Raw genomic sequence first — 23,369 nt, forward strand, 5'->3', positions numbered from 1 at the left:
TGCCAGGATCGTCGGATGCTGACGTATGACGTGGTGGATGTGTTCGCCGAGCGGCCCTTCGCGGGCAACCAGTTGGCGGTGGTCCACGGATCCGAGGGGCTGACCGACGAGCAGCTCCGCCTGGTGGCCGCCGAGTTCAACTTCTCCGAGACGGCCTTCCCGACAGCTGTGTCCGCAACCTCCTACGACGTGCGGATCTTCACTCCCCGCGGCGAGCTCCCGTTCGCCGGGCACCCGACGCTGGGCACCGCCTGGGCACTGAGGGCGGCCGGCCTGCTTGAGGGATCGTCCGCCGTCCAGCGCTGCGGCGCGGGCGACATCGAGCTGGCCTTCGAGGGCGACCTGGTCCGGCTCGCGGCGGCGCCGGTCTCCGTCGGGGAGTTCGACCGTGCCGTCGCTCTCCGGCTCGTGGCCGGGCTGGGCCTGGCAGCCGACGACCTGCTGGGGACGGGGCACGTCGCCAGCGCGGGGCTGCCGTTCTCGTTCCTGCGGGTGAGCGACGACGCCGTCGGGCGCGCGTCGATCTTCTCCGGACCCAAGCCCACCGACGGCTTCGACGGGACCGTGGTCTACGCGCTGGCCGACGGCCCCCACGGCACCGTCACCTCGCACGCCCGGGTCTTCATCCCGGGCGAGGCCGTGCCGGAGGATCCGGCGACGGGGTCGGCCGCGGCGGCTTTCGGACTGGTCCTCGCCGACTCCGGCGTTCTGCCCGAGGGCGGAGACTACGTGATCCGGCAGGGGGCGGAGATGGGCCGACCGTCGGTGCTGCACGGCCGCGTCGCCGCCACCGACGGCGTCGCCTCGCGGGTCGAGGTGGCGGGCGGGGTGCACCGCATCGGGTCGGGCACGATGGTCGTTCCCGGGGCCTGACCGGCTACAGCAGCGTCTCGATCACGGCGGCGACACCATCCTCGTTGTTGGTCAGCGTCACGCGGTCGGCGGCCTCCCTGGCCTCCGGCTCGGCGTTGCCCATTGCCACGCCGAGGCCTGCGAAGCGCAGCATCTCGACGTCGTTGAGGTTGTCGCCGAAGGCCACGACGTCGGCCGGGTCGATGCACCAGCGGTCACACAGGCGTGCCAGGGCCGCTGCCTTCGTGACGCCCACCGGGCCGACCTCCAGGAACGGCGCACCGCTGGTGGTGGCGTGGAAGCCGTCGATGCCCAGGCCGCGCGCGGCAGCCAGGAGATCCGCCGGCTCGTGGTGGTCATCACGCAGGACCAGCTTGCCCGAGGGTGCCGCCAACACCTCCTCGCGGTCGCCGATGCGCTGGGTGACCGGCCAGAGGGTCTCGAGCTCGCCCGGGTCGGCCAGCCCCTGGTAGCCCGCCTCGGCGAAGTACAGGTCTCCCCCGTCGCGCACGGACACGGCCTTCAGAGTCGGGAACAGGGCGGTCATCTCAGCAACCAGCCGCCGCTGCACGTCCACCGCGACGGTCGCCTGCCAGAGCACCTGACGGGCGTCGAGGTCGGTGATGACCGCGCCGTTGCTGCCGACGCACGGCCCCATCAGCGCGGTGCCCTGGACGATCGCTCCGATGGAATAGGGCTGCCTGCCCGAGATCGCCAGCACCCGGATGCCCGCATCGCGCGCCGCCTGGAAGGCCCGGCGGGTCCGCGCGGAGAGTGTGTGATCGCTGCGGATGAGGGTCCCGTCGACGTCGGTGGCAATGAGGCGCATGGCCTCAACCCTAACGTTCGAAGAACGGGAGCGACCGGAGCGCCCTCTCCAGGTGCCAGGTGGAGTAGGCCACGACCATTCCGTCGACACGCTGTTGCGTGGCGCGGTCGGCGGCGGTCACCTCGGCCCAGTCGCCGGCGAGCAGCGCCCCGAGGTACGCGGAGTCCCCAGCGTACAGCTGGGCGGAGCCGGGGGTCCGGCACGCCGTGCACACCGCGCCACCGCCCTGCGGGGAGAACCAGCGCACGTCCACGTCTCCGCAGCCCGCGCAGGCCGCCGTCGCGAGGGCGTATCCGGCGACGGCGAGCGCCCTCAGGAGATAGGAGTCGACGATGAGCGGCGCAGGCCGGTCCTCGGCGTCGAGTGCCAGCAGCGCACCGAGGAGGAGACGGTACTGCTGCAGGGAGGGGACTCCCTCCTCCGCGACGAGTCGCTCGGCCGTCTCGACGAGCACCTGGGCCGCCGTGAATCTTGAGTAGTCGGCGCCGAGGCTGCTGCTGTGCAGCGACACGGCCTGCGTCACGATGTCGAGGCCGTGTCCCTGGGCGAACTGGATGTCGATGTGCTGGAACGGCTCGAGCCGGCCACCGAACTTCGACGAGGTTCGCCGGACCCCCTTCGCGACGGCGTGCACCTTGCCGTGGGCGCGTGTCAGCAGAATGATGACGCGGTCAGCCTCACCGAACTGGTGAGTCCGCAGCACCACGGCTTCGTCACGGTAGGTGGGCACCGGAGAATTGTAGGCCGCTAGATTTGGAGCGTGCCTGAGCCTCGCCGTCGCCCCACGCCTCACCCCAGTGGCGCCACCCCGCCCGACCTGCCGAAGAAGGCGCTGCCCCGGCACGTCGCGATCGTGATGGACGGCAACGGCCGCTGGGCGAAGCAGCGCGGCCTGAAGCGCACGGAGGGTCACGCAATGGGCGAGGCCTCGCTGCTGGACGTCGTCCACGGGGCCATCGAGCAGGGCATCCCGTACCTGTCGGCCTACGCCTTTTCGACGGAGAACTGGAAGCGGTCGCCGGAGGAGGTGCGCTGGCTGATGGGCTTCAACCGCGACGTGATCCACCGTCGTCGCGACGAGCTCAACGACCTCGGCGTCCGGATCCGCTGGGCAGGGCGCCGCCCGCGGCTGTGGGGGTCGGTCATCAGGGAGCTCGAGGTCGCCGAGGAGATGAGCCGGGACAACACCACGCTGACGCTGCAGTTCTGCGTGAACTACGGCGGCCGGGCGGAGATCGTCGACGCGGCCCGCGAGATCGCCCGCCTGGCGAAGGCCGGCAAGCTCGACCCCGACCGGCTGACCGAGGAACGCTTCGCGAAGTTCCTCGACGAGCCGGAGATCCCCGACGTCGACCTGTTCCTCCGCAGCTCCGGCGAGCAGCGCACGTCGAACTTCCTCCTGTGGCAGTCGGCCTACGCGGAGTTCATCTTCCTCGACCGCCTGTGGCCGGACTTCGACCGCCGCGACCTCTGGGCGGCCGTGGAGCAGTACGTGACGCGCGAGCGCCGCTTCGGCACCGCCTGACCGCCCTCGTTCACCACACCTCCCCGCCTCAGGCGGCTGCGGCAACGGCGCCACACCCTGACCGCCATCAGCGGCACCGCGCCACGCACCAGCCCACCGCCGGCCGCTTGCCGAAAATCGGGCAGTGCCCGGTTCTCCCCGGTCCGGTCACGAGAACCGCCCACCGCCTCGCCAACTCACCCCCACCCGCCTGCCGCCGCCCTGACCCTTCCGTCTCCCCCGAAAATCGTGCAGTGCCCGGTTCTCCCCGGTCCGGTAACGAGAATCGCCCAGCGCCTCCCACCCGGTTTCACCCTCAGCGAACAAGCCGAACATACGAACGATTTCTGTCGGTGCCGATCTCTACCGTGAACACATGGAACCAACGACCAGACTCAGCACCCACGCGGCACTGACCGCGATCCGTGCCGCGCTGGCCGCCATCGACCACCCCCACCGCACCAGCATCAGCCACCGCGAACGCCTCACCCTCCTCCAGACCGCCCGCCGCGCCCAGGGACAGCTCGCCGGACTCGTGGCCATGCTTACCGGCGAAGCAGAAGCAAACCACTCCGCCGAAACCGTCGCCGGAACCCAGCTCCCCACCCTGCTCGGTCAGCAGGAACACCTCGATGTCCGCGACGCCCTGCGTTCCGTCACGCAGGCCCGCGACATCGCCCGCCACGACGACGTGGCCCACCGCGTCATCGACGGCAACCTCTCGCCCCAGCACGCCCAGGCCATCCGCCGCACCCTCGACACCCTCCCCCACACCCTCAACACCGGCCAGCGCGACCACGCACGCTCATACCTCATCGACAAGGCCGCCACCCTCACACCCGGCCGCCTGACCGCCTCCACCGACGACCTGCTGGCCGCCGTCGCACCCGACCTGGTCCCCACCGCCGAGGAACGCGACGCAAGGCTCGCCCGGCAACGCACCGACGCACTCGCCCGCCGCTCCTTCACCTGGGGCGAAGACACCACCCACCCCGGCTCCTGGTACTTCAAAGGCTCCCTCCCCACCCTCGAAGCCGAACAGGTCATCCGCGCGATCACCATCGAGGTCAACCACGCCAAACGCGCCCAACGCCGCCAGCACCGCCGACACGACACACCCCGCTGGGACCAACACCAGGCCGACGCCCTCACCACCCTCACCACCCACGCCACCCCCATCCGCGACACCGACAACTCCCCCACCACACCGACACCAGCCGCCTCGAACGGCGAACCGGCTACCTCGGGATCCTCGGGACCCTCACGGACCCGAACCCCAGGCACCCGCCGCGCCGCAGGACACGACACCCCAGCCCCGCTCGCGACCACGGCAGCACCGCCAGCCGATCCCCCACAGCCGAAGCCGCCAACCCTTCGACAGGCTCAGGTGGGCCTACCCTGGATTTGTGGACACCTGAGTAAGCGGGATCGTGGGTTCCGCGGGAGGGTGCCTGATGGCAGCAGAGAAGAAGAGTCGTCGGAGGTACACGGCGGAGTATCGGGCCGAGGCGGCTCGGTTGGTGATCGACACCGGGCGGCCGATCGCGCATGTGGCCCAGGAGTTGGGTATCGGGTCCCAGCTGTTGGGGCGGTGGGTCCAGGCGGAGCGTGATCGGGACGCTGGCGAGCCCGACGGCGATCTGAGCTTGGACGAGCGGGCCGAGTTGAAGCGGTTGCGTCGGGAAGTCAGCGAGCTACGCAAGGACAACGAGTTCCTGGGAAAAGCAGCTGCCTTCTTCGCGTCGAAGCCACCACGATCGAACGGTTCGAACTGATGGCGGCGGAGAAGGCCAACTTTGAGGTGGCCCGGATGGCGCGGCTGTTGCGGGTGTCCAGGTCGGGTTACTACCAGTGGGCCCAGCGCCGCGTGGCTGGTCCGAGCAGCCGGGCTCGCCGGCAGGCGAGCTTGGATGAACGGGTCCGTGCTCTGCATGAGGCCTCTGACCAGGTCTACGGCGCGCCGAGGATCACCGCTGATCTCCACCAGGAGGGCACGGCAGTCAACGTGAAGACGGTCGCTTCGTCGTTGCGTCGGCAGGGTCTGGAGGGGATCTCCCCGCGCTCGTTCTCGCCGGTGACCACGATCCCGGGGGTCCCGACTCACCACATTCCCGACCGGGTCAGCCGCGAGTGGGACACGGGAGAGTTGAACAGGGTGTGGGTCTCGGACATCACCTACCTGCGGACCGGGGAGGGCTGGCTCTACCTGTGTGTGGTGCGTGACGGGTGTTCCCGGCGGGTGCTGGGCTGGGCGATGGACTCCCACCAGGACAGTGACCTGGTCGAACGCGCGTTGACTATGGCGAGAACCCTCCGTGGTGACGTCCCGGGGCAGGTCGTGTTCCATGCCGACCGCGGCACGCAGTACACCTCCGACCAACTGCACCGCGCCGCGAAACGCCTCGGGGTGGAGCAGTCGATGGGACGCACCGGGGTGTGCTTCGACAACGCGATGGCTGAGTCGTTCTGGTCCACGCTGAAGCACGAGTTCTACCACCGGCACACCTGGCCGACCCGGGCCCAAGCCCGACGGGAGGTCGCCCGCTGGATCGAGGTCGTCTACAACCGACGACGACGTCACTCAGCCCTGGGCTACCAACGCCCCGTCGAGTTCGAAACCACCAAGACCCAGACCGACACCGGCCGGGTCACCAAGGATCAAGCCGCGTAAGCGGCACGTGTCCACAATTTGCGGAGAACCCCACAGGGCGTTTCGACAAGCTCAACGAACCGGGGAACTGACGGCTCCGACGCCAGCAACAGCCCGGACCCATACACACCCGCGACGCTTGTCGTGACCATCGACTACACCGAACTCGCCACCCAACTCCACGCCACAGGCCAACTCCCCTCCGGCACCCCGATCCCGGCCCGAGAGCTCCGCCGGCTGGCCTGCGACGCCCAGATCATCCCCATCGTCCTAGGCGCACAGTCAGAAATCCTCGACGTCGGCCGCGCCCACCGCTTCGTCACCCCCGCCATCCGACACGCCCTCAACCTCCGCGACAACGGCTGCATCTTCCCCGGCTGCCACGCCACCGCCCTCGAATGCGACGCCCACCACATCACCCCCTGGTGGGCCGGAGGATCAACATCCCTGACCAATCTCGCACTCCTCTGCCCCTACCACCACCCCAAAGTCGAACCCACCCACACCGGCCCCGGCGCCGGCACCACCTCCGCCGACGGCTGGCACATCACCATCAACCCGACCACCGGCAAACCCACACTGAGCCGAAAACCACCAGACACCAGCTGACCCAGCCGACGCGCCCCGACACACCCCCACTCCGGAGAACGGACGACGCAGGGCCGCCCAGTTCGGGCCCCGCATGCCGCGCGCACCCACCTGAAAGCGCCCGGCGCGGGTGAGTCCCATAGCGTGGTGTCAATCCTGTGGGGGTTCTCGTCGTCGTGGACGTTGAAGGGCCATCGTGGGATGACCAGTTGTTTCCGGCAAGAAGCAAAGCAGAGATCCCACGATGACCCAGTACCAGTCTGCCCTTTCGACCCTGATCGGTGAAGTTCTCGCCGATCCCGACCTCGCGCATCAGGACGTGTTCCGCCGGATGCTGCAGGCCGGCCTGCAAGACCTTGTCGACGCGGAAGCGACCGCGAAGATCGGCGCCGCCCGTTACGAGCGCACCCCGGAACGGACCACCCGCCGCAACGGCACGCGCCCGAAGGTCCTCGCGACCCCGGCCGGGGAGGTCGACCTGCAGATCCCGAAGCTGCGGGAAGGGTCGTTCTTCCCGTCTCTGTTGCACCCGCGGCGGCGGGTCGATAAGGCCCTCTACGCGGTGATCTGCCAGGCCTGGATCGACGGGGTCTCGACCCGCAAGGTCGAGCACCTGATCCGGGCCCTCGGCAACGACACCGGCATCTCCCGCTCGACGGTGTCGCGGATCTGCGGCGAGATCGACGAAGCAGTCCACGAGTTCCTGCACCGCAGACTCGATCACACCTGGTTCCCGTACCTGTTCCTCGACGCCACCTACCTCGACGTCCGCCACCGCGGCCGGGTCGTCTCCCAAGCACTGGTCGTCGCGACCGGAGTCTCTGGTGAGGGCCGACGCGAGATCCTCGGGATGGCGCTCGGTGACGCGGAGACCACCGACTTCTGGACCGAGTTCCTCCGCTCGCTGCGCGACCGTGGCCTCAAGGTCGCCACCGATGCGGACCCGCTCGGGGTGACCCTGGTCACCAGCGACGCGCACGCCGGACTGAAAGCGGCAGTGAAAGCGATCCTGCCCGGAGCGGGGTGGCAGAGATGCCGGGTCCACTTCGCCCGCAACGTAACTCAACGCCTCGGATCGGCCCACTCGAAACCGGTCAACGCGCTGATCTCCACGATCTTCGCGCAGACCACGACCCAAACCGTGATCGCGCAATACAAGGCCGTCACCGACAGCCTCCGCTCCGCGTTTCCCGAGGTCACCGCGATGCTCGAGGCCGCCGAAGCGGACCTGACCGGGTTCGCGACGCTGCCGCGCGAGCACTGGCAAAAGGTCTGGTCGAACAACCCCATCGAGCGCCTCAACCGGGAGATCAAACGACGCGCCGACGTCGTCCAGATCTTCCCCGACCGCGACTCCGTGACCCGCCTCATCGGCGCCGTCCTCCAGGAGCAGCACGAGGAATGGTCTTACGGCGAACGCCGCTACTTCTCCGACATCTCCATGCGCAAACTCGTCCACACCCTCCACGAACACACCGAACCCGCCCACCACGAGCTCTACCTCACCGCCTGACCATCACCCACCAACAGGAAGCAACGGAATGACACCACACCACGGGACTTGACCCCCGGCGCCGGGCAGTGCCGCGCCGAGACGGGCCGAGCGACTCCACGCACGCTGCCAAGCGTCGGGACAGCGCGTGGCCTCCCGGGCTGCGGGCATCGGGCGGCGTCCGCGCGCAGCACATCGTGCGGCGCACAGCAGCGGGGCAACGGGCGGAGTCCGGACGCAAGGCATCGCGCCGCACAGCAGCGGGCATCGGGCGGTGCGGGAAGCCCGACGCAGGACCCGGCTGGACGCGCTGCCCAGGCACGGTCAGAGAAGGGCGGGTGGACAGCCAGGCAACGACTGTCGCCAGCCCCGATACCTCGGGCTCCCGCCACCCTGACCGCCGGCTGGCCGCTGGCTGCTGGCCGCTGGCTGCTGGCCGCTGGCCGCTGGCCGCTGGCCGCTGAAGATGGTTGCCGCCGTCGTGGCCAGCCGTCCGAGACGCCAGGCGTCCGGACATGCTGCCCGCAACGGCGTGCCCGCTTCCGGTGACGGCCCACGCCCCAACGGCTACCGAGTCGACTGCGAAGGCGTGGGTCTGCTGTCAGCCGTCGAGGCGGCCGAAGGATGTGGTCCGGACGACAGCCGAGCCGGCTGCGTCGCTGGCGGCGAGGTCGACGTCGGCGGTGATCCGCCAGTCGTGGTTGCCCATGGGGTCGTCGATGATCTGCGTCGCGGTCCAGACCTTCGGCCCCTTCGCCAGGGAGAATAGCCCGGGGCTGCGGGCGCCGCCGTCGATGCCGATGTCGTCGTGCTCGTCCCAGTAGTCGGCGAGCGCGTCGTCCCAGGCCTCGGCGTCGAACAGGACCTCCAGCGCCGGCTCTGCGAGCTGGGCCGCGGACTCCTCCAGGGCTCCGAGCTGCTCCCACCTGTCCCGGGCGGCGAGCTCGACGCGGCGGAACATGGCGGTGCGGATCATCGCGGTGAAAGCCCTCTCGTTGCCCGTGACGGGACGCGGGGGCGGCGGGGGCGCTCCCTGGGCGGCGAGCGCCGCGGCCTCGGCGACCTTCTCCGGGTCGGTGAGTGACTCCCACTCATCGAGGAGCGACGAGTCGGTCTGGCGGATGGTCTCCCCCAGCCACTCGACGATGTCCTCGAACTCCTCGTTGCGGTACTCGTCCGGGACCGTGTGACGGAGCGCCCGGTACGCGTCGGACAGGTATCTGAGCACAGTGCCCTCACTACGCTGCAGCTTGTAGAAGCCGATGAACTGGGTGAAGTTCATCGCGTGTTCCCACATGTCGCGCACCACGGACTTCGGGGACAGTGCGGTGGCGTCGACCCAGGGGTGTGCCTGCGCGTAGATGTCGACGGCGGGCTCGAGCAGGTCGGCGAGCGGCTTCGGCCAGGTGATCGCCTCGAGTCTCTCCATGCGCTCCTCGTACTCGACACCGTCGGCCTTCAGCTGCGCGACGGCCTCGCCGCGCGCCTGATGCTGCTGCGCAAGCAGGACCTGGAACGGGTCGTCGAGCACAGACTCCATGACGGAGACGACGTCGCGGGCGAAGGAGTCGCCCTCGGGGTCGAGCAGTTCCAACGCGGCCACCGCGAACGGGGCGAGCGGCTGGTTCAACGCGAAATCCTCGGCTACGTCGTCCGCCAGCCGGTACCCGTCGTCGCCGCGCACGATGACGTTGGAGGCGACGAGACCACGGGCGAGGGACACGGCACGACGCTTCAGCCCGCGCTTCCGGTCAGGCGACTCGTGGCTCATCTCGATGAGGTTCCTCAGCGCGGAAGCCGCGTCGCCGGGTCGCTGAACGATGTTCAGGAGCGTCCCGTGGTTGACCTGCATCCGGCTGACGAGCTGTTCCGGCTCGGCGACCTTGAGCCTGTCGAACGTCTCCTCGTTCCAGTTCACGAAGCCCTCCGGCGGCTTCTTCCGCGCGACCTTCCGGCGTTTCTTCGGGTCGTCGCCGGCCTTGGCGAGCGCCCGCTCGTTCTCGATCACGTGCTCGGGCGCCTGGACCACGACGAAGCCGACTGTGTCGAACCCCGCCCGCCCGGCCCGGCCGGCGATCTGGTGGAACTCACGCGACTTCAGGCGCCGTACCCGGTTCCCGTCGTACTTGGTCAGGCCCGTGAACAACACGGTGCGGATGGGCACGTTGATGCCGACGCCGAGCGTGTCGGTGCCGCAGATGACCTTCAGCAGGCCCGTCTGGGCGAGTTGCTCGACGAGGCGCCGGTACTTCGGCAGCATCCCGGCGTGGTGCACGCCGATGCCGCGCCGCACGAGCCCCTGCAGGATCTTCCCGAAACCGGGTCCGAACCGGAATGCCCCGATCTCCTCGGCGAGCAGGTCCGCGTCGTGTCGGGTGATGAGGTTGACGCTGAGCAGGGACTGGGCGCGCTCCAGTGCGTCCGCCTGTGTGAAGTGAACGATGTAGATGGGTGCCTTCTGCTCGCGCACCAGCTCGAGGACCTGCTCCTGCAGCGGCGTCGTCGACCACTCGAACAGCAGGGGGACGGGACGCTCGGCGTCGTCGACGACGTTGGTGGGGCGCCCGGTGAACTCGCTCAGCTGCGCCGCCATCTCGGAGACGTCGCCCAATGTGGCGCTCATCAGCAGGAACTGCGCCTGCGGCAGCTCCAGGAGGGGGACCTGCCAGGCCCAGCCGCGGTCCGGCTCGGAGTAGAAGTGGAACTCGTCCGCGATCACGAGACCGACGTCGGCATCACGGCCCTCGCGCAGCGCGATGTTCGCGAGGATCTCGGCCGTGCAGCAGATGATGGGCGCGTCCGCGTTGACGGAGGCATCGCCGGTGACCATGCCGACGTTGTCGGCCCCGAAGACCTGACACAGCGCGAAGAACTTCTCGCTCACCAGTGCCTTGATGGGCGCCGTGTAGAAGGAGACCCGGTCCGTGGCCAGCGCCGCGAAGTGCGCGGCCAACGCCACCATCGACTTTCCCGACCCTGTCGGCGTCGCGAGGATCAGGTTGTTGCCGCTGAACAGCTCGATCGCGGCCTCGTCCTGGTGGGGATACAGCTGGATGCCTTCGCCCTCGACCCAGGCCGTGAAGTGCTCGTACAGGGTGTCGGCGTCACCGGCGACGCGGTCGGTGAGCTTCGGCATGGCGTTCACCCTACCTTCCGGGCGTCGACGTGCAGAGCCAGGTCTCCCGGCCTCGGCATTCGTCGCGGAGGCACTGCGGTGGCCCGCCGCCGTCGGCCGGCCGAGTCGGGCGCGCTTCCCGGGGCCCTCGACGTGTGCCTGGACTGTCTGCGGGTCGGCGCCGTCATCCTCACCCCGTCGGCCGAGCAGCCGACTCAGCCGACCCGTCGGGCTCCGCTGTAGGGCATCCAGGAGAGCTTGGCGATCTCTACGCCGGTGCGCGAGGATCCGGCATGCACGATCTTGCCGTTGCCGATGTAGATCCCGACGTGGCTGATGGGAGCGTAGAAGAACACCAGATCGCCCGCCTGCAGGTCCTTCTTGGCGACCTTCTTCCCGTTCCTGGACTGCGTCCTCGCGGAGTGGCTCAGCTTCACGCCCGCCGACTTGTAGGCGTAGCTCGTCAGCCCTGAGCAGTCAAAGGCGCTGGGGCCGGTGGCTCCGTAGCGGTACCGCTTGCCGACCTGCTTCTTCGCGACTGCCACGGCCTTCGCGGCCTTCTTCGTCAGGATCTCGACCCGGAAGCGGCCCGTCGCGGAGCTCGCGTACTTGGCCGTCTTCTTCGTCGCGACTCGCAGCGTCGCGCTGCTGCTGGTTCGCGAGATCTTGGCGCTCAGCTTGTAGGCACCCGACGAGCTGGTCTTCGTGGAGGCGACCTTGACCCACTTCTTCTTGCCGTTGAGACGCTGAAGCTCCACGACCGCACCCTTGCGTGCCGGGGACGCCTTGCCCTTGACGGTGAACTTCGTCTTGTTCGTCACCGTGGACGGCTTCGACGTCACCTTCGTCTTGCTCGACTTCGGTGCGGAGGCCGACGACTTGGCCGGGAGCGCCGGCGCGTCGGCGGACGCGGCGGGCACGAAGCCGGCTCCCAGGAGAGCGACGGCGACGAACACGGAGGCGATGGTCCTTCGCAGATTCATGGTGTGGTCCTTTCGTCCGACCGGGATGGCCGTTCTTGGGGGCTGACCGCACGCTACCTTAAGTTTTCTCAGATTTGAATGCAAGTTCTCAGAATTTCTCAGGCTGTAGGGTGACGCCACCGAGACAGGAGAACGGCATGCACCGGACCGTGACCGCCCACCTTGAGATCACAGCCGCCACCGACGCGACGATCGTCCTGGAAGTCGCCGCCGCCGCGGGCGGAAACGGAGCTGAGACGCTGTCCGCGACCGCTTCGGACCACGCGCCAACCATCCGCGTCATCACGGCTCCCCACGGCGCCCGGTGGCACGTGCTGGATGTCCGGGCCGGGCAGGTATCCGTCGACTACCGGCTGGAGATCGACGGCCTGAGCGCCTCAGCACCCATCGATGACTACGACCTTCTCCACTATCTGCGACCGAGCCGCTACTGCGAGTCGGACCAGCTCTCCCCCACGGCGCACGCGGAGTTCTCAGGTCTGCAGGGGGCCGACCTCCTGGCTGCCGTGAGCTCGTGGGTCGGCACGCGGCTGACCTACGTGCCCGGCTCCTCACTTCCCACCGATGGCGCCGTCCGCACACTGTTGGCCCGGCAGGGCGTCTGCCGGGACTACGCGCACCTGGTCGTCGCGTTGCTGCGCGCGCTCGACGTCCCGGCGCGGCTGGTGTCCGTATACGCCCCCGGGCTCGACCCCATGGACTTCCACGCCGTCGCCGAGGCCTTCGTCGACGGTCAGTGGCGGGTCGTCGACGCCACGACGCTGGCGCCGCGACAGGCGTTCCTGCGCATCGCGACCGGTCGGGACGCGGCGGACACGGCGTTCATGTCCGTGCACCACGGCATGGCGACGCTGGACGCCCTGCAGGTGACGGCCGTCGCGGATCAGCTCCCCACCGACAACGTGAATGAGCTGGTCAGCCTCGGCTGACCAGCTCATTCAGGGCGTGCAGGTGGCGGCTCAGCCGCGCTGTGCGCGGTTCAGCGCGCTCAGGATCGCCTTCTTCGAGGCGGATGTGATGCTCGGGTCGATGCCGACGCCCCACAGCACCTGGGCATCGTCGCCCTCGCCGACCTCACACTCGACGTAGGCGATGGCGTTCGCGTCGCCGCCGGACTGGAGCGCGTGCTCCGAGTAGTCGAGCACGGTGATCTTCGCGCCCTCCCGGCTGAGCGCGTCGACGAAGGCCGACAGCGGGCCGTTGCCCTCACCCTCGACGGAGACGCCCTTGCGCGTCGGGCCGTCGACCACGGCGGCAACGTGGAACTGGCCGTTGGCCGACGTGGAGCCCTCCCTGATCAGCTTCCACGCTCCCTCGCTGAGGTACTCGTCGGTGAAGATGTCCATGATCTCCTGCGGGGACACCTCGCCGCCGCGGGCGTCGGTGTGCTGCTGCACGACGCGGCTGAACTCGATCTGCAGCCGGCGCGGCAGCTCCATCTTGTACTCGGACTTCATCAGGTAGGCCATGCCGCCCTTGCCCGACTGCGAGTTCACGCGGATGACGGCCTCGTAGGTGCGGCCGACGTCATGCGGGTCGATGGGCAGATACGGCGCCTCCCACGGCATGTCGCCGACGACGCTGCCCGCCTTGAGCGCCTCCGCCTCCAGATGCTCCAGGCCCTTCTTGATGGCGTCCTGGTGGGAGCCGGAGAAGGCCGTGTAGACGAGGTCGCCGGCGTACGGGTGACGCGGGTGGACGGGCAGCCCTGTGCAGTACTCGACGGTGCGCCGTACGGCGTCGATGTCGGAGAAGTCCAACTGCGGGTCCACGCCCTGCGTGTACAGGTTCAGCGCCAGGGTGAGGAGGTCGACGTTGCCTGTGCGCTCCCCGTGGCCGAACAGGCAGCCCTCGACGCGGTCAGCGCCGGCCATCTGCGCCAGCTCGGCGGCGGCCACGGCCGTGCCGCGGTCGTTGTGCGGGTGCAGCGACACCGCGACGTGCTCGCGGTTGTTGACGTTGCGGATGAAGTACTCGATCTGGTCGGCGTACGTGTTGGGCGTGGAGCGCTCGACGGTGGCCGGCAGGTTGAAGATGATCTCGCGACCCTCGCCGGGCTGCCACACGTCGCTGACGGCATTGCAGACCTCGACGGCGAAGTCGGTGGGAGTCTGCGTGAAGATCTCCGGCGAGTACTGGTAGCCGAACTCGACGTCGCCCAGGAACTTGTCCGCGTACTTCATGACGGTCTCCGTGCCGTGCACGGCCAGCTGGACGCACTCGGCCTCGGAGATGCGGAACACGACGTCGCGGAACAGCTGTGCCGTCGCGTTGTACATGTGGATCGTGCCGCTTCGAGCCCCGATCAGCGACTCCGCCGTGCGGGAGATCAGGTCCTCGCGCGCCTGCGTCAGGACCGAGATCGTCACGTCGTCGGGGATCCTGTCGCCCTCGATGAGCTGGCGGACGAAGTCGAAGTCGGTCTGCGAGGCTGACGGGAACCCGACCTCGATCTCCTTGAACCCCAGCGAGACCAGGAGCTCGAACATGCGCATCTTGCGCGCAGGCGTCATGGGGTCGATGAGCGCCTGGTTGCCGTCGCGGAGATCGGTCGACAGCCAGCGCGGCGCCTTCTCGATGCGCTTCGTCGGCCAGGTACGGTCCGGCACGTCGACGGGTTGGAACGGGGTGTAGCGGTGCACCGGCATCGGCGTCGGCTGCTGCGTGGGCACGGACTGCGTGCGGGTGTTGAAGGTGGTGGTCATGTCCTCGGGTTCCTCGATGGGGTGTGGTGCCGGGCACGGAAGTTCACCGCAGCGAGGAGGCCGGCTGGTCGTTCAGGACTGGGCCCCGCTGCGGCGGCCAAGGAGGAGAAGCCTGCCACGCACGGAGCCGAGACTAACCCGGCCCGGGTGCAGAGGCAAGATCATGCGCTGGCCTTCTCACGATGGGGACCACCGACGGCGACCCGCAGTCCACCGCCGGGCCCACCCACACCGACGCGCGAGGGTCGGTGTGGGTGGCCGGACCGTCATCCGGGACGGCCGGTGGGGAGCTACTTGCCTGCGCCGGCAGTCAGGCCGCCGATGAGACGCTTCTCGATGAACCCGAACAGGATGATCACCGGGACGACGGCGATGAGTGCCACGGCGAACAGGTACTGCCAGTCCTGGATGTAGAGGCCGAGGAACCTCGGCATCGACACCGTCAGCGGCTGCAGGTCCGGGGTCTGCACCAGGATCAGCGCGGCGGCGTACTCGTTCCACGCGTTGACGAACACGAACACCACTGCGGTGACGATGCCCGGCCACACCAGCGGAAGCGAGATCCGAAACATCGTCTGGAGCCTGCCGAGGCCGTCGATCAGGGCAGCCTCCTCGATCTCCTTGGGCACCGAGGCGAAGAACGCCTGCATGATCCAGATCGCGAAGCTCAGGTTGAACGCCCCGTTGATCAGGATCAGCGCGCCCCAGACCGCGTACCCCTGCCAACCGCGGAACTCCTGATAGAGACCGACGGCGAGCACCGTCGGCTGCAGCATCTGGGTCACGAGCACGAGTAGAAGGAAGGAGAGACGACCCGGGAACCTGAACCGCGCGACATAGTAGGCGGCCGGCGTCGCGACCACCAGCACGAGCAGCGTCGCACCGGAGGCGATGACCACGGTGGACAGCAGCGACGACGCTGGGTTGACCTCGGAGGACCACACCGAGATGTAGTTGCTCCACTGGGGCGTCGCCGGGAAGTAGACAGGCGGGATCTCGGTCACCTCCAGTCTCGTCTTCAGCGAGGTGACGAACATCAGCGCGTACGGGAACCCGAAGAACACCACGACCGCGATCGAGCCGAGCGCGACGAGCCAGGGGTTCGGACGCTTGTGGATGCCCTGCTGGCGCCTGGCCATGTCAGTCCACCTCCCTGGTCGGGCGGACGGCCGCCAGGTAGATCGCGATGATCACCAGGCAGAACAGGAAGTTCAGCACGGACAGCGCCGACGAGACTCCCGGGCCGAGGGCCCGCTGGTACTCGTACATGAGCGTCGTGGTGATGTGGCCCGTGTGGTATCCCGGGGTCTCCTGGAGCAGCCTCAGGATGGGCAGGGAATTGAACACGTTGATGATGTTGATCAGTGCCGCCGTCGCTATCGCCGGTCGCAGCAGCGGAAGCACGATGTGAAGGTAACGCTGCGGGGACGTCGCCCCATCGACGTGCGCGGCCTCCAGGACGTCCTCCGGAACGGACTGCAGCCCGGCGAGGATCGTGTAGGTCGTGAACGGGAGAGACACATAGATGGCGACGAACACCGCGATCCAGAAGGCGCTGGTCGGGTCCTTGGTCCAGGCGCGCCCGACCTCGAGGACGCCGGTGTCCACCAGCAGCCGATTGAACAGTCCGATGTTCTCCTGCAGCCCGTATCTGAAGACGGTGGCGGTCATGACGACCGAGCAGGCCCACGGGATGATGATGAAGAGCCGCAACAGCTTGCGTCCGCGGAAGGGCTTGTTGAGGAACTGGGCGAGCAGCAGCGACAACACCAGGGTCACCAGCACGACGACCACGACCCACACGACGGTGTTCAGCAGGATCCTGCCGATCGGCACCCCCGGGAAGGTGAGCGCGCCCGCAGGGCCGATGTAGTTGTCGAGGCCAATCGGGTCGTCACCCTTCCGGATGCCCTGCTTGGTGTACTTGAAGAACGACGTGTAGACCATGAGACACGCTGGGTAGAGAACCACACCCGCGATGAGGATCAGCGACGGCAACAGCCAGGGGACGGCCGTCGCGGCCTCACGCAGCCGCGACGGCCTCCTGATGATCGCCGCTTCTGCGGTGGCATTGAGAGACAAGGAGGATGGACCTTTCTGGAACCAGGCGGGCCGGAGGGCGGGAGGCGCGACACCCGGCCGCGCCTCCCGCCGGTTCACCGGATCTGATCAGCCCTGCGCGTCGACCTGCGCCTGGATCTGGGCGAGCAGTTCGGCGGGGTCCTCTGTGCCGACCTTGTAGGCGCTGCCCTGGAGCGCGGACTGCAGGGCATCCCACGCCGTGTTGCCGACGGGAAGGAACTTCACGATGGACAGCGCGTCCAGGAATCCCTTCTCGTTCTCGGTCGATGCCTCGCTCTTTGCCTTCTCGATCATGCTCGTTGTCACGGGCAGCAGCTTGGTGCCCTTGTACCACGACTCGTACATGGCATCGGAGTACATGAGGTCAAGGAATGCACCGGTCGCTGCCTTCCGGTCAGCATCGTCATTGTTGAAGGCGACGATGAAGTCCGTCACGCCGGTTGCGACGCCGTCGCCGCCGTCCTTGTCCGGAACGGGGGCGAGCGCGACGTTGACCCCCTTGGCCTCGGAGTCGACCACGACCTGCGAGTGGCCCACCATCATGCCGAGAGTGCCCGCCTGCATCAGGTTGGTGATGTCCTGCCTGTTGTCCTCCAGCTTGGGCTGGGTGAGACCCGCCTCGAACAGCTTCCTCATCTCCGTGAAGCCCTCGACAGCCTCGGGGCTGGTGGCAGTGAGGTTCTCACCATCCACCCAGGTTCCGCCGGCGCCCCACAGCCACAGGGAGGACTCGACCTGTGCCTCCTCCTCGCCGAGCGGCATACCGTACCCGACAACGCCGTCGCCGAGGGCGACGAGCTTGCCGGCCGCGTCCTCCAGCTCGGCCCAGGACTTCGGGGCCTCCGTGATGCCCGCCTTCTTGAACAGATCGGTGTTGTAGACGAGCATGCGTGCGCTGGCGATGTCCGGGGCTGCCCACTGGGTGCCGTCGGCTCCGACGCCGTTGGCGAGCAGGGAGGGTTCGATGGCGGCGATGGTCTCCGGGCTCATCACGTCACTGATGTCGTAGAGCAGTCCGGCATCCGCGGAGCCGGCGAATGCGTTGTCGTTGAGGATGTCGGGGTAGTCCCCGGCCTGGATGCGGGCGGAGACCTTCTCGGTGAATCCGTCCCAGCCCTCGATCTGGAGCTTCACCTCGACGTTCGGGTAGGTCTTGTGGAACTCGTCGATGATGGTCTGCCAGTCAGCCTCCGAGCTGTCCGCGTAGGACGGCGCGAGGATGCTGATGGTGGTGGTGAGGTCTGCCGGGTCGATCGACTCGCCTGCGGAGGCGTCCGTGGATGACGGGGTGGATGATCCCCCGCACGCGGAGAGCGCAAGAACACTGGCAGTGGCCAGGACGCCGAGCTTGAGGACACGATGGTTCACGTGTGGTGCCTTCCTAGCAATAAGCAGCCGGACTGGCTGTTACCCGGAACACTAGGAAGGGCCACGGTGATTGGGAAGCGTCGAAAAGTCCTCGTAACCGGAAAGTTACTGGGTTGGCCGAAACGATCAGAGCGACTGCGCGTTTGAGGCTCTCAGAACCCCAACCGGTTCAGGTATTTCGCGTCGCGCTGCCATTCCTTGAGCACCTTGACGTGCAGATTCAGGTGCACGCGGGTGCCCAGCAGGCGGTTGATCTGCTCTCGGGCCGTCGTGCCGATCTCGCGCAGGCGGGCGCCCTTGTGGCCGATGATGATGCCCTTCTGGGACTCCCGCTCGACGACGATCGACGCAAACACGTCGGTCAACGGCTTGTCCTCCGGGCGGTCGGGTCGCGGCATGATCTCGTCGATGACGACGGCGATGGAGTGGGGCAGCTCGTCGCGGACTCCCTCCAGAGCGGCCTCGCGGATCAGCTCCGCGATCAGCGTCTCCTCCGGCTCGTCGGTGATCTCGCCGTCCGGGTAGTAGGCCGGGCCCTCGGGCAGCAGCGAGATGAGAACGTCACGGACGGTGTCGACCTGATCCCCGGCCGTCGCGGAGCAGGGGATGACCTCGGCCCACGTCACCCCGAGCTCCTCGGCCACGGCCGCGACGTCCACCAGGTGCGACAGCTGCCGCTCCTTCGTCACGAGGTCGGTCTTGGTGGCCAGCGCGATGAGCGTCGGCTTCTTCGGCAGCTTGGCGATCTCCGAGATGATGAACTTGTCGCCGGGGCCGATCCGCTGGTCGCACGGCAGGCACACGCCGACGACGTCGACCTCGCTCCAGGTCTCGTAGACGAGGTCGTTGAGGCGCTGGCCCAGCAGCGTGCGGGGGCGGTGGAGCCCGGGGGTGTCGATGAGGACGAGCTGGCCGTCGTCACGCGTGATGATGCCGCGCACCGCGTGCCGCGTGGTCTGTGGCTTGCTGGACGCGATGGCGATCTTCTGGCCGACGAGCGCGTTGGTCAGCGTCGACTTGCCGGCGTTCGGACGCCCCACGAAACAGGCGAAGCCCGAGTGGAATGCGGTGTCAGTCATCTTCGGGTTCTCCTTCTTCGCCGCGGAGTTCCGCGAGCTCCTCGTCGCTGAGCCTGCGGGCCAGGACGGTGCCGATCTGGTGGCGGCGGCCGATCGCCCTGTCGGCGATCAGTTCGATGTCGCTCACCACGGTGCGCGATCCGGGAATGGGTACGAGGTTGAGCTGCTTGGCCATCAGCCCGCCGACGGTCTCGACGTCGTCGTCGTCGATCCTCTCGTCGAACAGGGCGCCGAGCTCGTCGACGGGGAGCCGTGCCGAGACGCGGAACCGTCCCTCCCCCAGGTCCTGGACCGCGGGCTGGTCGGTGTCGTACTCGTCGACGATCTCGCCGACGATCTCCTCGAGGATGTCCTCGATCGTCGCCAGCCCCGCGGTGCCGCCGAACTCGTCGATGACGACGACGAGGTGCGAGTGGCTGAGCTGCATGTCGTGCAGGAGCTCGCTGACCGGCTTGGAGTCGGGGCAGAACGCGGCGGGCCGCATGATGTCGCCCACACTCTCCTGCCGCTCCGCGTCGGGGAAGTCGTAGATGCGTTTGGACACGTCCTTGAGGTACACGACCCCGAGGATGTCGTCGAGGTCCTTGCCGATGACGGGGATGCGCGAGAAGCCCGAGCGCAGGGCGAGGCTCAGCAGCTGGCGCAGCGTCTTGTCGCGGGTCACGTACACCATGTCGGTGCGCGGGACCATGACCTCCTTGACGATCGTGTCGCCCAACTCGAACACCGAATGGATCATCTTGGACTCGCCGGCCTCGATGACCTCGTTCGCCTCGGCGATGTCGACGAGGTCACGCAGCTCGGCCTCGCTCGCGAACGGCCCGTCCGCGTAACCGCGGCCCGGGGTCAGCGCGTTGCCGATGAGGATCATGAGCTGCGCGACGGGGCCGAGCACGGTGGTGAGGCCGCTGACCAGTGGGCCGAAGATGGTGAGCGTCTTCTCGGGGTTCTGCCTGCCCAGCGTGCGCGGGGCCACCCCCCACAGGATGAACGACACCGTGAGCATGATGGCGATCGTCACGAGCGCACGGACCCAGTCGGCCGGGAACTGCGTGAACATCACGATGGCGGCCAGCACGATCGACGCTGTCTCGAAGGCGGCACGCGTGAACATCACTGCGTTGATCGACGGCGCGGGGTCGGCCGCGATGAGCCGGATCCGCTCGGCACCGCGGACCCCCTGCTCGACGAGCCGCTCGGCCCGGGAACGTGTGATGACGCTCAGGGCGGTCTCCACGGCGGCCAGGAGGGACGCGGCGACGGCGCACACGAGCGCGCCGATGACCTGGATCCATTCGGCCTGTGTCACGGGCGGGCCAGTTCCCAGGCGGCGATGATCTTGTCGTTGAGCCCGAACATGACGGCCTTCTCCTCCGGCTCTGCGTGGTCGTGCCCCAGGAGGTGCAGCAGCCCGTGGATCAGGAGGTACTCGGCCTCGGCGTTGGGGAGGCGGCCGTTCTCGGCCGCCTGCCTGGCGGTGACGGCCGGGCAGAGCACGATGTCGCCGAGCAGGCCGCTCGGCGGCTCCTCATCCTCGGCGGGCGCACGGAGCTCGTCCATGGGGAAGCTCATCACGTCGGTCGGGCCGGGCAGGTCCATGAACCGCTCGTGGTAGTCCTCCATGGTCTTCTCGTCGACCAGCAGGATCGACAGGTCGGCCTGCGGGTGGATCCGCAGCTGCGCCAGCGCGAAGCGCGCGAGCGCCACCAGCCCCAGCTCGTCGGCCTCGAGGCCTGACTCGTTGTTGATGTCGATCATCGGCGGTGCTGCTCCCGGGGCTGGTTGAGGCTCTCGAACTGGTCGTAGGCGGCGACGATCCGGCCGACGAGCTTGTGCCGCACGACGTCGCGCGACGTCAGCGTGCAGAAGGCGATGTCGTCGACGCCGTCGAGGACGTCCTGCACGCCCCGGAGCCCGGAGCGGGTGCCGCCGGGCAGGTCGATCTGGGTGATGTCTCCGGTGACGACGATCTTCGAGCCGAAGCCGAGGCGCGTGAGGAACATCTTCATCTGCTCCATCGACGTGTTCTGCGCCTCGTCGAGGATGATGAACGCGTCGTTGAGCGTGCGCCCGCGCATGTAGGCCAGCGGCGCGACCTCGACCGTCCCGGACGTCAGGAGCTTCGGCACCGAGTCCGGCTCGACCATGTCGTGCAGCGCGTCGTAGAGCGGCCTCAGGTAGGGGTCGATCTTGTCGTTCAGCGTGCCGGGCAAGAACCCGAGACGCTCCCCCGCCTCGATCGCGGGGCGCGTCAGGATGATGCGGCTGACCTCCTTGTTCTGGAGGGCCTGCACCGCCTTCGCCATGGCGAGGTAGGTCTTGCCGGTGCCCGCCGGCCCGATGCCGAACACGACGGTGTGGCGGTCGATCGCGTCGACGTACCGCTTCTGGTTGAGCGTCTTGGGACGCACGGCCCGCCCGCGCGAGCTGACGATGTTCTGCGTCAGGATCTCGGCGGCGGCCGCGTGCGGGTCGTCTGCCATGCCGATGACGCGCTCGACGGTCTCGCTGGTCAGCCCCTGACCGGTGCGCAGGATGGTGACGAGTTCGGTGACGATCTCCGCCGCCTTCGCGACCTGGTCGGCGGCACCGCTGATCGTGACCCGCGCGCCGCGCACGTGGATGTCGGCGGCCAGCTGGTCCTCGAGGATCCGCAGGAAGGCGTCGCTCGGTCCGAGCAGGCTGACCATGTCGATCGAGCTCGGCACCATCACGGTGCGCGTCGCGAGCTGCAGGTCGTGTGCGTTGCTGCTGTTCAGGGTTCACTCCTGGTCGGTGTGGGCGTGTCTCGCCCGGCGTCCCAGCTTACTACCGGGGTGCGGCCCGGCTCACTCGATGATGTCGTCGTCGCTCTGGTCGTCCGAGATGATGTGCATCGCGGCCTCCTCGGCCGACGCAGCGCCTCCGCTGATGCCGACATCCACGCCTAGCGTGTCCTCCCGGCCGCTGCCCTGCACGTGCATCAGCCGGCCGGCCCGCTCGGCTCCGACCTCACGCTTCTCGTTGTTGGGGTTCCAGTTCTCGACATCCGGGACGGGCTCGGGGATCTCCTGTCTCATCCGCTGCTCGAGGGTCTCCCCCTGACGCATCTCCTCGGGCGTGTTGCCGAAGCCCTGGGCGGGCGACCAGTTGTCCGGGGCGATGTAGCCCTCGTCCAGCACGTCGTCGACGCCGCGGTCGATCAGCGAGTCAGACCGCTGAAGCTGGTCGAGTTGCTCCGATCCCTCGGGGATTCCGTCTCCGAATTCTTCGCTCATGTGCTGAGTCTGCCACCCCCGGGCGACAGGTTCAGGCGAAACCCCCGGGCGTCGCGCATTCCCCTCCGATCAGGCCTCCGCCGGGCCGGAGCGGAGGGTCCCGATGAGGCCGCGCGGCGCGTCGGCCGTAGGATCTGACCCGTGACGCCCACCTCCCGCACCCGTTTCGCCGAGAGTCCCCGCGGCGTCTTCGACGTCGTCGTTGCGCTGTTCTGCGCGCTGCTGCTGATCTCGAACATCGCCGCGACGAAGCTGATCCAGCTCGGCCCCGAGCTGACGCTGTGGGGGTTCCCGCTGCTGCCGCTCATCACGGACGGCGGTGCACTGCTGTTCCCGCTGACGTACGTGCTGGGCGACGTGCTCGCCGAGGTCTACGGGCTGAGGGGGGCCAGGCGCGCGATCTTCATCGGCTTCGCGGTGTCCGTCCTGGCGTCGCTGACCTTCGTGGTGGTCGGGGCGCTGCCGCCGGCTGCGGACTACGCGAACCAGGAGGCGTTCCTGGCGGTGCTGGGCTTCGTGCCGCGGATCGTCGTCGCGTCGCTGGTCGGCTACCTGGCCGGCCAGCTGCTGAATGCATGGGTGCTGGTGAAGCTGAAGGAGCGCACCGACGAGCGGTCGCTGTGGGCGCGCCTGCTCGGCTCGACGGTGGTCGGCGAGGCGGCCGACACCATCCTGTTCTGCCTGATCGCCTTCGGCGGCGTCATCTCGGGCGGGACGATGGTCAACTACATCCTGGTCGGCTACCTGTGGAAGGTCGGCGTGGAGGCTGTCTTCCTGCCCGTCACGTACCGCGTGATCCGCGTCGTGAAGCGGCTCGAGCCGTCCTACGCCGGCCGCGCGGCCGAGCCGGACCCCGTTGTCTGAG

At 68.3% G+C, this 23,369-nt stretch carries 20 protein-coding genes and 1 pseudogene; 8 read left to right on the plus strand and 13 right to left on the minus strand.

The window, feature by feature from the left end; genetic code table 11:
* The first annotated feature begins 15 nt into the window (after positions 1-15).
* Positions 16-873 (plus strand): PhzF family phenazine biosynthesis protein, encoded by an 858-nt coding sequence (locus KDB89_RS08385; RefSeq protein WP_219080099.1) that lies wholly within the window; start codon positions 16-18, stop codon positions 871-873.
* Positions 874-877: 4 nt separating this feature from the next.
* Here the strand turns inward: KDB89_RS08385 and KDB89_RS08390 are convergent, their stop codons facing one another.
* Together KDB89_RS08390 and recO are read right to left on the minus strand one after the other, a co-directional pair.
* Positions 878-1,681, minus strand: coding sequence for a Cof-type HAD-IIB family hydrolase (locus tag KDB89_RS08390; RefSeq protein WP_219080101.1), 804 nt, complete (start codon positions 1,679-1,681; stop codon positions 878-880).
* A 10-nt stretch (positions 1,682-1,691) separates the two neighbouring features.
* Positions 1,692-2,411, minus strand: coding sequence for a DNA repair protein RecO (recO, locus tag KDB89_RS08395; protein ID WP_219080102.1), 720 nt, complete (start codon positions 2,409-2,411; stop codon positions 1,692-1,694).
* A 21-nt stretch (positions 2,412-2,432) separates the two neighbouring features.
* On the opposite strand from recO, the gene KDB89_RS08400 reads away from it, so the two are divergent.
* The 5 genes and pseudogenes from KDB89_RS08400 to KDB89_RS08420 all read left to right on the plus strand — a co-directional run bounded on the left by KDB89_RS08400 (position 2,433) and on the right by KDB89_RS08420 (position 7,936).
* Complete coding sequence (locus KDB89_RS08400; protein ID WP_219084259.1) at positions 2,433-3,206, plus strand: isoprenyl transferase; 774 nt, start codon at positions 2,433-2,435, stop codon at positions 3,204-3,206.
* A 520-nt stretch (positions 3,207-3,726) separates the two neighbouring features.
* Positions 3,727-4,290 (plus strand): annotated as a pseudogene (locus KDB89_RS14755) (DUF222 domain-containing protein); the annotation flags it as partial.
* A 349-nt stretch (positions 4,291-4,639) separates the two neighbouring features.
* A protein-coding gene (locus tag KDB89_RS08410) for an IS3 family transposase (protein ID WP_219079980.1) occupies positions 4,640-5,856 on the plus strand; the annotation gives its coding sequence in 2 pieces (ribosomal slippage) (positions 4,640-4,916 and positions 4,916-5,856; 1,218 coding nt in all).
* Positions 5,857-5,874: 18 nt separating this feature from the next.
* Positions 5,875-6,444, plus strand: coding sequence for an HNH endonuclease signature motif containing protein (locus KDB89_RS08415; protein ID WP_219080104.1), 570 nt, complete (start codon positions 5,875-5,877; stop codon positions 6,442-6,444).
* Positions 6,445-6,667: 223 nt separating this feature from the next.
* Positions 6,668-7,936 (plus strand): IS256 family transposase, encoded by a 1,269-nt coding sequence (locus tag KDB89_RS08420; protein ID WP_219080107.1) that lies wholly within the window; start codon positions 6,668-6,670, stop codon positions 7,934-7,936.
* A 580-nt stretch (positions 7,937-8,516) separates the two neighbouring features.
* Here the strand turns inward: KDB89_RS08420 and KDB89_RS08425 are convergent.
* Both KDB89_RS08425 and KDB89_RS08430 read right to left on the minus strand, forming a co-directional pair.
* Complete coding sequence (locus KDB89_RS08425) at positions 8,517-11,051, minus strand: DEAD/DEAH box helicase (RefSeq protein ID WP_219080109.1); 2,535 nt, start codon at positions 11,049-11,051, stop codon at positions 8,517-8,519.
* A 194-nt stretch (positions 11,052-11,245) separates the two neighbouring features.
* The gene (locus KDB89_RS08430; RefSeq protein ID WP_219080111.1) at positions 11,246-12,013 is read right to left on the minus strand and encodes a C40 family peptidase; all 768 of its coding nucleotides are present in this window, start codon (positions 12,011-12,013) and stop codon (positions 11,246-11,248) included.
* A gap of 137 nt (positions 12,014-12,150) precedes the next feature.
* On the opposite strand from KDB89_RS08430, the gene KDB89_RS08435 reads away from it, so the two are divergent.
* Entirely contained in the window at positions 12,151-12,942 is a 792-nt protein-coding gene (locus KDB89_RS08435; protein ID WP_219080113.1) for a transglutaminase-like domain-containing protein, read from the plus strand.
* Positions 12,943-12,972: 30 nt separating this feature from the next.
* Here KDB89_RS08435 and leuA read toward each other — a convergent pair whose 3' ends face one another.
* The 9 genes from leuA to KDB89_RS08480 form a co-directional block, all read right to left on the minus strand.
* The gene (gene leuA / locus KDB89_RS08440; RefSeq protein WP_219080115.1) at positions 12,973-14,718 is read right to left on the minus strand and encodes a 2-isopropylmalate synthase; all 1,746 of its coding nucleotides are present in this window, start codon (positions 14,716-14,718) and stop codon (positions 12,973-12,975) included.
* Between the two features lie 290 nt (positions 14,719-15,008).
* Positions 15,009-15,857, minus strand: a complete 849-nt coding sequence (locus tag KDB89_RS08445) for a carbohydrate ABC transporter permease (protein ID WP_219080117.1) — start codon at positions 15,855-15,857, stop codon at positions 15,009-15,011.
* Between the two features lies 1 nt (position 15,858).
* Entirely contained in the window at positions 15,859-16,800 is a 942-nt protein-coding gene (locus KDB89_RS08450; RefSeq protein WP_219080119.1) for a carbohydrate ABC transporter permease, read from the minus strand.
* Between the two features lie 87 nt (positions 16,801-16,887).
* Positions 16,888-18,168 carry an extracellular solute-binding protein gene (locus KDB89_RS08455; protein WP_219080121.1) on the minus strand — a complete coding sequence of 427 codons (1,281 nt, stop codon included), beginning with the start codon at positions 18,166-18,168 and terminating at the stop codon, positions 16,888-16,890.
* A gap of 152 nt (positions 18,169-18,320) precedes the next feature.
* Positions 18,321-19,247 carry a GTPase Era gene (gene era, locus KDB89_RS08460; protein WP_219080123.1) on the minus strand — a complete coding sequence of 309 codons (927 nt, stop codon included), beginning with the start codon at positions 19,245-19,247 and terminating at the stop codon, positions 18,321-18,323.
* Positions 19,240-20,556 carry a hemolysin family protein gene (locus KDB89_RS08465; RefSeq protein ID WP_219080125.1) on the minus strand — a complete coding sequence of 439 codons (1,317 nt, stop codon included), beginning with the start codon at positions 20,554-20,556 and terminating at the stop codon, positions 19,240-19,242. Before KDB89_RS08465 ends, era begins: the two co-directional genes overlap by 8 nt.
* Positions 20,553-21,005, minus strand: a complete 453-nt coding sequence (ybeY, locus tag KDB89_RS08470; protein ID WP_219080127.1) for an rRNA maturation RNase YbeY — start codon at positions 21,003-21,005, stop codon at positions 20,553-20,555. The genes KDB89_RS08465 and ybeY overlap by 4 nt, the downstream gene beginning before the upstream one ends.
* Positions 21,002-21,958 carry a PhoH family protein gene (locus KDB89_RS08475; protein ID WP_255555850.1) on the minus strand — a complete coding sequence of 319 codons (957 nt, stop codon included), beginning with the start codon at positions 21,956-21,958 and terminating at the stop codon, positions 21,002-21,004. Before KDB89_RS08475 ends, ybeY begins: the two co-directional genes overlap by 4 nt.
* A gap of 117 nt (positions 21,959-22,075) precedes the next feature.
* The gene (locus KDB89_RS08480) at positions 22,076-22,504 is read right to left on the minus strand and encodes a DUF5709 domain-containing protein (protein ID WP_219080129.1); all 429 of its coding nucleotides are present in this window, start codon (positions 22,502-22,504) and stop codon (positions 22,076-22,078) included.
* A 141-nt stretch (positions 22,505-22,645) separates the two neighbouring features.
* On the opposite strand from KDB89_RS08480, the gene KDB89_RS08485 reads away from it, so the two are divergent.
* Positions 22,646-23,368: a queuosine precursor transporter gene (locus tag KDB89_RS08485; RefSeq protein ID WP_219080131.1), complete on the plus strand. Its 723-nt coding sequence runs from the start codon at positions 22,646-22,648 to the stop codon at positions 23,366-23,368.
* Position 23,369: the final 1 nt, after the last annotated feature.

The organism is Tessaracoccus palaemonis (assembly GCF_019316905.1).
GTDB lineage: Bacteria > Actinomycetota > Actinomycetes > Propionibacteriales > Propionibacteriaceae > Arachnia > Arachnia palaemonis.

Bases quoted from the DNA above. Each gene is read 5' to 3' on its own strand.
- KDB89_RS08385 (WP_219080099.1), top strand. From the start codon at position 16: ATGCTGACGTATGACGTGGTGGATGTGTTCGCCGAGCGGCCCTTCGCG.
- KDB89_RS08390 (WP_219080101.1), bottom strand. From the start codon at position 1,681: ATGCGCCTCATTGCCACCGACGTCGACGGGACCCTCATCCGCAGCGAT.
- KDB89_RS08420 (WP_219080107.1), top strand. From the start codon at position 6,668: ATGACCCAGTACCAGTCTGCCCTTTCGACCCTGATCGGTGAAGTTCTC.
- KDB89_RS08425 (WP_219080109.1), bottom strand. From the start codon at position 11,051: ATGCCGAAGCTCACCGACCGCGTCGCCGGTGACGCCGACACCCTGTAC.
- KDB89_RS08430 (WP_219080111.1), bottom strand. From the start codon at position 12,013: ATGAATCTGCGAAGGACCATCGCCTCCGTGTTCGTCGCCGTCGCTCTC.
- KDB89_RS08435 (WP_219080113.1), top strand. From the start codon at position 12,151: ATGCACCGGACCGTGACCGCCCACCTTGAGATCACAGCCGCCACCGAC.
- leuA (WP_219080115.1), bottom strand. From the start codon at position 14,718: ATGACCACCACCTTCAACACCCGCACGCAGTCCGTGCCCACGCAGCAG.
- KDB89_RS08445 (WP_219080117.1), bottom strand. From the start codon at position 15,857: ATGGCCAGGCGCCAGCAGGGCATCCACAAGCGTCCGAACCCCTGGCTC.
- era (WP_219080123.1), bottom strand. From the start codon at position 19,247: ATGACTGACACCGCATTCCACTCGGGCTTCGCCTGTTTCGTGGGGCGT.
- ybeY (WP_219080127.1), bottom strand. From the start codon at position 21,005: ATGATCGACATCAACAACGAGTCAGGCCTCGAGGCCGACGAGCTGGGG.
- KDB89_RS08475 (WP_255555850.1), bottom strand. From the start codon at position 21,958: ATGGTGCCGAGCTCGATCGACATGGTCAGCCTGCTCGGACCGAGCGAC.
- KDB89_RS08480 (WP_219080129.1), bottom strand. From the start codon at position 22,504: ATGAGCGAAGAATTCGGAGACGGAATCCCCGAGGGATCGGAGCAACTC.